Source organism: Mycobacterium sp. (genome assembly GCF_049281135.1).
In the GTDB taxonomy this organism is placed as follows: Bacteria; Actinomycetota; Actinomycetes; order Mycobacteriales; family Mycobacteriaceae; genus Mycobacterium.
The window spans coordinates 1-11,107 of the sequence record NZ_JBAPRN010000837.1; the positions used below are offsets into that span (position 1 = coordinate 1).

Annotated in this window: 12 protein-coding genes; 7 read left to right on the forward strand and 5 right to left on the reverse strand. The window is 63.5% G+C overall.

All coding sequences use genetic code 11. The features are described from left to right. From WAN02_RS33340 to WAN02_RS33360, 5 genes are all read right to left on the reverse strand, one after another. Positions 1-401, reverse strand: a 401-nt coding sequence (locus tag WAN02_RS33340) for an aromatic ring-hydroxylating oxygenase subunit alpha (protein WP_422269625.1), incomplete at its 3' end; no start/stop codon positions are given. After that, entirely contained in the window at positions 398-1,234 is an 837-nt protein-coding gene (locus WAN02_RS33345; RefSeq protein ID WP_422269626.1) for an alpha/beta fold hydrolase, read from the reverse strand. The genes WAN02_RS33345 and WAN02_RS33340, both read right to left, overlap by 4 nt. Next, complete coding sequence (locus WAN02_RS33350) at positions 1,231-2,307, reverse strand: extradiol ring-cleavage dioxygenase (protein WP_422269627.1); 1,077 nt, start codon at positions 2,305-2,307, stop codon at positions 1,231-1,233. The genes WAN02_RS33345 and WAN02_RS33350 overlap by 4 nt, the downstream gene beginning before the upstream one ends. Continuing rightward, positions 2,213-3,304, reverse strand: coding sequence for an amidohydrolase family protein (locus WAN02_RS33355; protein ID WP_422269636.1), 1,092 nt, complete (start codon positions 3,302-3,304; stop codon positions 2,213-2,215). The genes WAN02_RS33350 and WAN02_RS33355 overlap by 95 nt, the downstream gene beginning before the upstream one ends. Positions 3,305-3,461: 157 nt before the next feature. Then, the gene (locus WAN02_RS33360) at positions 3,462-4,193 is read right to left on the reverse strand and encodes a FadR/GntR family transcriptional regulator (RefSeq protein WP_422269628.1); all 732 of its coding nucleotides are present in this window, start codon (positions 4,191-4,193) and stop codon (positions 3,462-3,464) included. Between the two features lie 68 nt (positions 4,194-4,261). On the opposite strand from WAN02_RS33360, the gene WAN02_RS33365 reads away from it, so the two are divergent. The 7 genes from WAN02_RS33365 to WAN02_RS33395 form a co-directional block, all read left to right on the forward strand. Then, a complete protein-coding gene (locus tag WAN02_RS33365) occupies positions 4,262-4,396 on the forward strand; it encodes a hypothetical protein (RefSeq protein ID WP_422269629.1) in 135 nt (44 codons plus the stop codon). Between the two features lie 447 nt (positions 4,397-4,843). Then, entirely contained in the window at positions 4,844-5,614 is a 771-nt protein-coding gene (locus tag WAN02_RS33370) for an MlaE family ABC transporter permease (protein WP_422269630.1), read from the forward strand. A gap of 9 nt (positions 5,615-5,623) precedes the next feature. Continuing rightward, the gene (locus WAN02_RS33375; RefSeq protein WP_422269631.1) at positions 5,624-6,478 is read left to right on the forward strand and encodes an ABC transporter permease; all 855 of its coding nucleotides are present in this window, start codon (positions 5,624-5,626) and stop codon (positions 6,476-6,478) included. Between the two features lies 1 nt (position 6,479). Further along, complete coding sequence (locus tag WAN02_RS33380; protein ID WP_422269632.1) at positions 6,480-7,883, forward strand: MCE family protein; 1,404 nt, start codon at positions 6,480-6,482, stop codon at positions 7,881-7,883. A gap of 45 nt (positions 7,884-7,928) precedes the next feature. After that, positions 7,929-8,957, forward strand: a complete 1,029-nt coding sequence (locus WAN02_RS33385; protein ID WP_422269633.1) for a virulence factor Mce family protein — start codon at positions 7,929-7,931, stop codon at positions 8,955-8,957. Beyond that, positions 8,954-10,294 carry an MCE family protein gene (locus tag WAN02_RS33390; RefSeq protein WP_422269634.1) on the forward strand — a complete coding sequence of 447 codons (1,341 nt, stop codon included), beginning with the start codon at positions 8,954-8,956 and terminating at the stop codon, positions 10,292-10,294. Before WAN02_RS33385 ends, WAN02_RS33390 begins: the two co-directional genes overlap by 4 nt. After that, the coding region (locus WAN02_RS33395; protein ID WP_422269635.1) for an MCE family protein at positions 10,294-11,107 on the forward strand (814 nt) is incomplete at its 3' end. The genes WAN02_RS33390 and WAN02_RS33395, both read left to right, overlap by 1 nt.

Sequence of the window (11,107 nt, forward strand, 5' to 3'; positions counted from 1 at the left end):
CCCTTGAGCTGCCCTTCGGAGTCGAAGGTCCACGCGTGATAGAAACACTGAAAGACCTTGGAGTTGCCCGAGTCCTGGCGACAGACGAGCGCGCCGCGGTGTGTGCAGGTGTTGTGGAACACGTTGACGTTACCGGTCTTCGCCCCGCGCACCATAAAGACCGGCCGGCCGGCCACCGGCCGCCGCACAAAGTCGCCCGATTCTGGGATCTCGGATTCGTGGCCGACGTACAGCCACGACTTGGCGAAGATGCGCTCGATTTCGGCCCGATGGATATGCGGCGAGGTCATCGCCGAGCGGTGCACCCGGAACCGTTGGGCTGCCGGGTCGTCGTCGACGATCGGCAGTTGCGCGGGCACATCGGCTTGCTGGGGGCGCCGAGTCTCGATGCCGGCGCTCATGACCGGCCGAGGTAATCGGTAACCACAGCAGAGAACTCGTCTGCGCGCTCAACTTGGGTCCAGTGGCCGCAAGCGCTGAACACATGCAGATCGGCGTGGGGCAGTAGCCCGAGCATCGTGACCGAGACTTGCAGGGCAACCACTTTGTCCTCGCGGCCATGAATGAGCAGTGTCGGGGTGGTGATGGCACGCACCTCGTTATCCGTGATACCGAGGTCGGATCCGGCGTGCCGCGGGTCGAAGAACATGGCGCGGTAAGCCTCGTAAGCGCCGTCGGCGACGCTGGCCTCATACCGGATCTTGACAAGGTCATCGGTGATCATCGCTGGATCGACTGCGAAGTAGTTGCGCAGCAATGCGCGCATCGCGCCATACGACGGCTCGTACGCGCGTAGCGCGGCAAGCCCCTCGGTGGGAGTCATACCCGCGCCCGGTGTGCCCATCAGCACCATCTTGGCGATGCGGTCCGGCTGATCGGTGGCCATCTGCAGCGCGATGCGGCCGCCTAGTGAATTGCCGATGACCCTGGTCTTCTTGATGCCATGTGCGTCCATAAATGCCCAGACGTGATCGGTCCAGGTGCGCAGCGAGTAGACGACCTCTTCGGGCCGCTCGGTGGCGCCGAAGCCGACGATGTCGGGTGCGAGCACGTGGAAGCGATGCGCCAACGTCGGTATGTTGAGCTGCCAGTTAGCGAGCGCCGAAACCCCGGGGCCAGATCCGTGCAGCATGAGGACTGCCTCCCCGGAACCGGCCTCGAGGTAGCTGGTTTCGATACCTCCTGCATCGATCGTCCTTGGCTCAAATGTGATCCGTGCGACTGTCGACGTCATCGCGTGCTTCCTTCCGTGAACACTGCGAAACACTTGTTGGAGTTGAATACATCGGTAGTGATGAGCTCCGACCAAGAAAGGTCCAAGCCGAGCTCGTCGACAGCTCCGGTCAAGCAGAACCAGTTGAGCATCTCGTGCTGGCCGGAGTCGACGATGTCGCGGCTCGGGGTGGCCTGCCACGTCTGGTAGTCGCGGTCGACGAAAAGCTGATAGAAGCGACGGTCCGCGTCAGTGTCAGGAGTGATGTGCCAGGTTTTGTCAGTGAGAAATGCGTGCGACCAGCTCGACGAAGCAACCAGTGCAACCCGTAAGTCGGTGTCGCGGAACGCCTGTGCGACGGCGCGCCCCAGTGCGAAACAGCGTGCGGGCGTCGGCCCGGACGGGTCGAGCCGTTCGTCGGCGATGGCAGCGAAGCGCGCCAGGCCGCCTTGGCGTGCGATTGCGTGCTGCCCGTAGCAGTTGACGGTGATGGGGATCAGCCGATAGTTGAAGTGCGACCCGGCGTTTGGGTAGTCAAGGAAAAGCTGGGTGTTGAGGATTGCATGCGGAAAAGGTGCTTCGCTGCGCTTTCGGTAGGAGTAGGCGATATCGAATCCTTTGCCGATGAGTTCGTCGGTGAGTCTGCGGGCCCTATCCGCGTCGCCGTGCAACGTGATGGTTGTGTCATCGGGCAGACTCCATGCGTTCGGGCTGCCGCGGCGCGTCATCAACTCGAAGGGGTTAACGTCGACATCGCCGTAGGCGAGCACGCAGAACGGTGGGATGACCTCTTCGCGAAAGTTTTCGTACTGGTCGTCACCCCACACCACCACGACATCGGGTGCGAACTCGTCGAGGGCATCGCGGCTGCGAGCAAGGTTCTCCACCAACAGCTTTCGGTGACGCGCTGCTGAAGCAACTCCGCCGTCGTTGCCCCATTCGGCTTGCATCGACGCGGGCCAGGTGGCAGGGTCCTTCGCCTCGGCGGGAATGTCGGGGTCAGTTAGCGTCCAGCGCAACAGGTCCGCCATGTGCTCGTCGGTGCCGGCCAGTAGCGGATAGTGGGTCATGCCCAGACCCAGGAAGTGCGCCATAGTGCTCCTCCAAATTGGTGCGGCAGATCCTGCGACGCAAGTCAGCGGGCAGGGTTGTGACGATGTCGTCAAGAGGCTGCGGCATCGCCGCAAACGGGTAGTCGGATCCGAAGACCACGTGGTCGGTGCCGAACAGTTGGACTGCTGCCGTGAGCGCGTCATGGTTGTAGGTCAGGCAGTCACACCACAGTTGTCGGGCCAGGCGACTCGGTAAGTCGGGTGAATCGACAGAGATGCCAGTGATCGTGGCCCCTTTGTCGAGTCGTCCGATCATCGCCGGCAGCGCGCCGCCGCCGTGCGCCAAGCAGATTCGTACTCCCGGCCGGCGTGCGAGCGCGCCGCTCGTGATCAACGCCGCCGCGGCGAGTGCCGTCTCGATCGGCATCCCGGCACCGAAGCCCAATCCGAGTGCGGCGACTCGGGGTGGTAGATCCTGATCGCTGGGATGGACCAGGACCAAAGCGCCGAGTTCATGCGCGACCGCAAAGAACCGGTCCAAGCTAGGGTCGGCAAGTTCGTTATCTCCTACCCGCGTCCCGATCTCGACACCGAGAAACCCCGGGTGACGCATGCTCCGGCGCATCTCGTCGACAGCTCGGTCGGCGTCTTGCAAGGCGACGGCCCCCAGCGCAGCAAAGCGCGTTGGGTGCTCGAGGGTGATTCGGGCGAAGAACTCGTTCTGCGCTGCTGCCAATTCCGCGGCGCCGGCCGCCGATGCGTCGTAGCAGAACGTCACCGGAATTGGCGAAAGCATCTGCATCGCAACGCCTTCGCGGTCCATGTCAAGGATCCGCGCTTCCGGTGACCAGCAACGGTGATCGATGGGGCGGTAGGGCTGTCTACCGAAAAGCAGCTGCGCTTCGGTCTCACTGGTGCGCTCGACGCCGGGCCAGCGATCGTGCGGATAGCTTCGTCGCAGGTCCGGCAGATCGACGTCGATGGCGTGGGTGTGGACATCGACGAGGCCGGCGGGGTTGGTCAGTTGAGCGTTGATGATCGGCTCCGCGCAACGGGATGGGGGTTGGACTCGACCTACAATAGATATTGTGCATACATAATTCAAGATGTATATGCACAATGCACATTTGTTCGTGTGCTGGCACCGACATGCCCGCGGGACCGACCCCGCGATGGGGCAGCGAATGCCCGAGCGATCAGGGGCGCTGCGGCGTGTTCGGGGTCCGGTCCAGATCGTCGGCGCGGATCAGATCTTGATCGTGGTGGTTGATGGCCTCGACGAACGACGCCTGATCGTGCAGGGCAATGGCGGCCACGATGTCGTCGTGGACGTCGAGGCTTTTGGCGAGCAGCGGTTCGTGATCGTGGACGAACATCACCCGGCTCAGCACGGCTTTGATGCTGGTCACGACCAGCTGGTGCATCCCCTCCAGGACGGGGATGTGGGCGGCCGCCGCCACGACGCCGTGAAACGCGAGGACGGCGCCGAAGTACTCTGGAGCGCCGGCACTGGCCCGCATCGTGACCATCGCCGATCGCATCGCAGCGACGTCGGCGCTAGTCGCACGCTCGAAAGCCGCCTTGGTCATGCCGAACTCCAGGTATAACCGGGCTTCGAACAAGTCCAGCGGATGCGGAGTGGAAGGCTGGAACGATAAATCCAGCGCCCCGACACGAACCTGTGTGGGCGCACTCGCCACGGTGATCCCCCCGCCTGGTCCGGGGCGAACCGTAATTAGGTCGCGATCGCGCAAAATCCGCAACGTCTCATTCATCACGGTTGGGCTGATGCCGAAGCGGTCCATGATCTCCGAGCGACGTCCCAGATGGGCCCCGACCGGAAGGCGTGCACTGAGGATCTCGTGTTCTAGATCGGCCGCGACCCGCTCAGCCCGAGAAGGCCGCAACGCGGGATCGCGACGTTGCACGCGGCCTCCTCGAATCGTCATCGGCCCTGTAGTGGTGCTGTTATCGCAAGTTTCTCAGATGAACGCATGTGAACGCTGACATTCCAGTCGATTTGGGCCGCATCGTGGAAATCATCTACGGCAAGATCCGGCGTTTCGACCTAAGAGTTCAGGAAAATGCTTGCGCAGCAGACGCTTTGATGGATGAATACCGCGACCTCTGAGTCACGCCCGGCGAATGCGGAGCTGGGTGGCATGGCGGCTCGTCGAGCGCCCCCTATTTCACGAACGGCGCGCAGAGGGGCAGTGCTGGCGACTGTGCCGACTTGAGCCGCACGGAGTATCGCTGGCGCCTGAGTTGAGTGCTCCGCACGCTCGTCACCATTTGACACATGCCTAGCAAGGGCCCCGAACAGCCGAATTACCGCAGAGTGACCCCGACGAGGGACCCATAATCCCCCTTGGTGGAGCAGCCACTATGACGGCCGCGTCGATATCGTTCCGCCCATGCTGCCGGCCGAGCATGACCATTTGCAGCCGCGGACCGGGGGTTTCCTCGCCGTGGCGGTGTTCCCGGGCGCACCGGGCGTTGGCGGTCGTGCTCATGAAGTGACGCGTCAGGCGCCCGGCATCACTGGTCGCCGGCTGACAACAGCGTCCCGGAGGCGCGGATGGTAACCGCCTATCAGATCGGCAAGCCCGTCCGCGTAATGGGCGGCTTCTTTGCGATGGCACTGGACGGCGCGTTGTTGACCTTCAGGCCGCCGTTCGCCTGGCGTGAGTATCTACTGCAGAGCTGGTTTGTGGCGCGGGTCTCGATGCTGCCGGCGCTGATGATGACGCTTCCTTACTCGGTGATCCTGACGTTCATCTTCAACATTCTGCTGACCGAAATCGGTGCTGGCGATTTCTCTGGAACCGGCGCCGCGATCGGCACCGTAAACCAGATCGCTCCCATCGTCACGGTGCTGGTGGTTTCCGGCGCGGGCTCGACGGCGATGTGCGCCGACCTGGGAGCTCGGACGATCCGTGAGGAACTCGACGCGATGCGCGTGTTGGGCATCAATCCCGTTCAGCGGCTGGTGGTTCCGCGCGTGCTGGCGGCCACCACGGTGGCTTTGGCGCTGGAATCCGCGGTGACCGTGGTCGGCCTCGCGGGCGCATTCTTTTTCACCGTGTATGTCCAGCACGTCTCGGCGGGTGCATTCGTAGCGGGGCTGACCACGCTTACCGGCCTTGCCGACGTCATCGTGTCGTTGGTCAAGGCGACGCTATTCGGTTACGCGGCAGGCATGATCGCCTGCTACAAGGGCATGTCCGTCGGCGGCGGTCCCGCGGGTGTCGGCAACGCCGTCAACGAGACCGTCGTGTACACGTTCATGGTGTTGTTCGCGATCAACGTCATCGTGACCGCCGTCGGTATCCAGTTCACGGTGTCGTGAAGTGAAGCCATGAGCATTACCGTTCCGAGCACCCTTCATCCGCGGCTGCGGCGCAGCATGAATATGGTTGTCCGCGAATGGAATCGGGTCGGATCGCAGATGCGGTTCTACGTTACGACGCTCGGTTCGATTCCTGATGCAGTCATCAACTACCGGACCGAGATGCTGCGGTTGATCGCGCAAATGGGGTTGGGTACCGCCGCGCTCGCGATGATCGGCGGGACCGTCGTGATCGTCGGCTTCCTGACCATGACCACCGGCGCCTTGGTCGCGGTTCAGGGCTATAACCAGTTGGCGTCCGTCGGTATCGAAGCCCTCACCGGTTTCGCGTCGGCATACTTCAATGTCCGGCTCATTGTCCCCGGAACTGCCTCCGTTGCGCTGTCGGCGACCATCGGCGCCGGAGCCACCGCTCAGATGGGCGCGATGCGCATCAACGAGGAAATCGACGCACTTGAGGTAATCGGTATCCGCAGCGTCAGCTACCTGGCGTCGACCCGGGTGGTCGCGGGAGTCATCGTGGTCATCCCGTTGTACTGCATCGCAGTCATGATGGCCTTTCTGGCCTCACGCGCCGGCACGACCGCGATCTATGGCCAGGGCACGGGTGTCTACGACCATTACTTCAACACGTTCCTCAGTCCCCGCGACCTCATTTGGTCGTTCTTGCAATCGGTGGCGATCACCGTCGTGATCATGCTGGTGCACACCTACTACGGCTATAACGCGCGCGGCGGGCCGGCCGGGGTCGGCGAAGCCGTCGGCCGCGCGGTGCGAGCTTCGATGGTGGTCGCGGCGGTGGAGATCGTGATGATCACGCTCGCCGCCTACGGCCAGTCCGGCAACTTCCACCTGGCGAGCTGACATGGCACAACGCAAGCCCGGAGAACACCGCGTCCCCACCGGTTGGTGGACGTTGATCCTGTTGGCGGTCGTGGGCGTATTCATGTTCGCGACCACAGCCGCCTTCAGTGGGACCTTCCGCTCCTACGTGCCCGTGACCCTGACATCAGAGCGGGCGGGGCTGGTGCTCGAGACCAACGCCAAGGTCATGCTGCGTGGCGTCCAAGTCGGCCGGGTCAGCCAGATCGGCAGTGGCAGAAACGAGGCCAAGCTCAGGCTGGAGATCGATCCTGACCAGATCCGGTATATCCCGGCCAACGTACAGGCACAGATCAGTGCCACCACTGCTTTCGGTGCGAAGTTCGTCGACCTGGAATATCCGCAGAACCCAAGCCCTGCGCGGCTTTCCGCCGGCGCGGTGCTGCGTTCCAAAAATGTCAGTACCGAAATCAATACTGTCTTCGAAAACGTCGTCGACCTCCTCAACATGGTCGATCCGCTCAAGCTGAACGCGGTGCTGAGCGCGGTCGCCGAAGGCGTCCGCGGGCAAGGTCAACGGATGGGCGAGGCCACCACCGACCTCAACCAGGTGCTGCTGGCGCTCAACTCGCGCAGCGACACCATTCGTGCGGACTGGCGCAAGCTCGGGGAACTCAGCAGCACCTACGATGCGGCCGCCCCGAACATCCTGACCATCTTGAATGCCGCCAGCACCACCAGCACCACCGTCGTGGACCATAAGAAGGCGCTGGACGACTTGCTGCTCAACACAATCGGCTTCGCACAGGCCGGGACCAATCTGCTCGGCCAGAGCAGGGACAATCTCGTCGCGTCGGTCAACACCCTCGAACCGACGACGAACCTGCTGCTCAAATACAACCCCGAATACACCTGTTTCCTCCAGGGCGTCACCTGGTATCTCAACAACGGGGGCTATTCGGCGTTTGGCGGCGCCGACGGTCGGACGCTCCAACTCGACGTCGCGTTGTTGCTGGGCAACGACCCGTACCTCTATCCCGACAATCTGCCCATTGCCGAGGCCAAGGGCGGGCCTGGCGGCAAGCCGGGGTGCGGGTCGCTGCCGGATGCCACGAAGAACTTCCCGGTGCGCCAGCTCGTCACCAACACCGGTTGGGGAACCGGGCTCGATATGCGGCCCAACCCAGGCATTGGGCGTCCCTGCTACGGGTCATACTTCGGGGCCACCCACCCGTGGCCAGAGCCGCCGCAGGCGAGGCTCGATGACCCGGCCTCGGCGACGAGCAGGCGCTTCCGTGCTTGCCTCCCCGGAACGGCGGTCGGGCCACAGCCAACCCAAGGTTTTGCGACGCCGCCGTACGGCGCGCAGCTGTACGGGCCGGGCGGGGTGCCGCTGTTTCCCGGGATGCCCCCGGCACCGCCGCCACCGCCGGCGCCGCCACCGTAACAGCCATTGTCACCGCCGACGATCCGCAGCCGCAGGAGAAAAGTTATGAAGGAAAACCTCAGAGGCACCGCAGTGGGCCTCGGTATCTTCCTGACCGTCTGCGCGCTTTCCGCGTTCCTGCTGGTTTCAGTCTTCGGCCAACTTCGGTTCGGCGAAGGCAACACCTATTACGCCGAGTTCACCAATGTGACCAACCTGAGGAAGGGCAAGCTGGTCCGCATCGCCGGGGTGGAGGTCGGCAAGGTCAAGAACATCTCGATCAACCCGGATGCGACGGTGAGGGTCGAGTTCACCGCTGAAAAATCAGCCACTCTCACTGAGGGAACCCGGGCGGTGCTGCGGTACGACAACCTGTTCGGTGACCGCTTCCTAGCGCTCGAAGAAGGGCCAGGCGGGCTCAAGACGCTCAGTCCCGGTCAAACGATTCCGCTGGCCCGCACCCAACCCGCGCTGGATCTGGACGCGCTGATCGGCGGCTTCCGCCCGTTGTTTCGGGCGCTGAACCCGGACCAGGTCAACGACCTGAGCAAAGCGTTCGTCGACGCGTTTCAGGGCCAGGGAGCCACGATCGGAACGTTTCTGGATCAATCGGCCGCGGTGACCAACACATTGGCCGACCGCGATCTGCTGATCGGGCAAGTGGTCGACAACCTCAATGTGGTGCTGGGGACGCTGGGCGGGCAGAGCGACCGATTGGACCACGCGGTGACGTCGCTGTCCGAGTTGGTTCACGGGCTGGCCGCCCGCAAAACTGACCTCTCCACCGCGGTGGCCTACATCAACGCCGGCGCCCGCTCGGTCGCCGACCTCATGTCGCAAGCCCGCCAGCCGGTCCGGAAAGTGGTCCAGCAGACCGACCGGGTCGGCAACGTTGTGCTGGCCGACCATGACTACCTCGACAACCTGCTGAACACGCTGCCGGACAAGTACCGGGCGATGGACCGCCAGGCGATGTACGGCGACTATTTCAGCTTCTACTTCTGTGATGTCGTGCTCAAGCTCAACGGCAAGGGCGGCCAGCCGATGTACATCAAGGTCGCCGGTCAGGCGTCGGGACGGTGCGCGCCAAAATGAAGCTGTTCTCTGACACGAAGTTGTTCTCTGAACGCAACCCGATGATCATCGGCGCCATCGGCCTGACCGCCGTCGCCGTCCTTGTACTGGCCGCGCTGGAGTGGCAGAAACTGCCTTTCCTCAACCAGGGCAGAACAGTGTCCGCCTATTTCGCTGATGCGGGCGGCCTGAGGACCGGCAACGGCGTCGAAGTCTCCGGTTTCCCGGTCGGAAAAGTGTCCAGCATCGACCTTGACGGGCCCGGCGTGCTGGTCGAATTCAAAGTCGGCAACGGCATTCATCTGGGGAACCTCACCGAGGTGGGGATCAAAACCAAAGGCCTCCTGGGTGCCAAGATTCTCGACGTCAGACCCCGCGGCGACGGCCAGCTCCAGGGCAGCATCCCAATGGATCGGACACAGTCGCCCTACCAGCTGCCCGACATCCTTGGTGACCTCGCCACCACGATCAGTGGGATCAACACTGAACAGCTGTCCGATTCGCTGGCCACCATGGCGCGGACCTTTGCCAGTACCCCGCCGGATCTGAGGAACGCGCTACAGGGGGTGGCGAGGTTTGCGCAAACAATCGACGAACGCGACGCCCACCTTCGTAGCCTGCTCGACAACGCGGCTAAGGCGACGGGAGTCCTGGCCAAGCGCACCGACCAGGTGGTCGGCCTGGTGAAGGACACGAACGCGCTGCTGGCACAGCTGCGGACGCAGAGCGCGGCCCTCGATCAGGTCTGGATGAATGTCTCCGCGGCGTCACGACAACTGCAAGGATTCATCGCCGACAACCGGCAGGAGCTGCGGCCGGCGCTGGACAAGCTCAACGGCGTGTTGACGATCATCGACAACCGCAAGGAGCGCCTGCAGAAGGCCATCCCGATGCTCAACGCCTATGTCATGTCACTTGGCGAATCGGTTGCGTCGGGCCCGTTCTTCAAGGCATATGTGGTCAACCTGCTGCCGGGCCAGTTCGTGCAGCCGTACATCAATGCCGCATTCTCCGATCTGGGACTGGACCCGGCGACTTTGCTGCCGTCGCAGCTGACGGACCCGCCGACCGGTCAGCGCGGGACGCCGCCGTTGCCGTTGCCGGATCCGCGGACCGGCCAGGGCGGCCAGCCGCGCCAAAGTCTGCCCGACGCGATCACCGGCAATCCGGACGACCATCATTGCGGTGCGCCCGGCGTGGCTTTGCCCGGCCCTGGCTGCTACCCGTATCGGCAACCACCGCCGGCGCCGCCACCCGGCGGTCCACCCCCGGGGCCGCCCCTTGTTCCTATTCCTGCGCATACGCCCAAGCCGGTCATTGCGAACTACACGCCGACGCGACCGGGAGGCCAACCGTGATGAGCTGGCTGAGAGACAACTCCCGCGTGGCGCTCGGAGGCACCCTCGCGTTGGTGCTCGTTGCCGGGTTGTTCGTCGCGATGCAAGTCAGCGATCAGATCGCGCGCACATTGGTGGTCGGTTACTTCGACAACAGCAGCGGCGTGTTTCCCGGCGACGACGTGCGCATCCGGGGCGTGCCAGTGGGCAAAGTCGTAAAGATTGAGCCTGAGCCACTGCGGTCCAAGATTTCGTTCTGGTTCGATCGAAAGTACAAGGTGCCCGCCGAAGCCAAGGCGGTAATCCTGTCGCCGCAACTGGTGACAGGTCGGGCCATCCAGCTGACCCCGCCCTACACCGGTGGGCCCACGATGAGCGACGGCGCGATCATCCCCCAGGGACGCACGGCGGTGCCGGTCGAGTGGGATGATCTGCGAAACCAACTCCAACGCGTCACCGAGTTGCTGAAGCCCACCCAGCCAGGCGGCGTGAGTACGCTGGGCTCGCTCATCAACACCGCCGCCGACAACCTGCGCGGCCAAGGCCCCACCATCCGCGACAGCATCATCAAACTGTCGCAGACCGTGTCCGTGCTCGGCGACCACAGCAAAGACATCTTTTCCACATTCAAAAACCTGTCGACGCTGGTGACGGCCCTGCACGATAGTGCCGATCTGCTCGAGCAGCTGAACCGCAATCTGGCCGCGGTCTCGTCGGTGCTGGCCGACAATCCAAAAAAGGTCGGCGAGACGGTGGAGAGCCTCAACGGGGTTCTCAACGACTTGCAGAGTTTTGCCGCAGACAACCGTGAGGCCATCGGCACAACGTCGGACA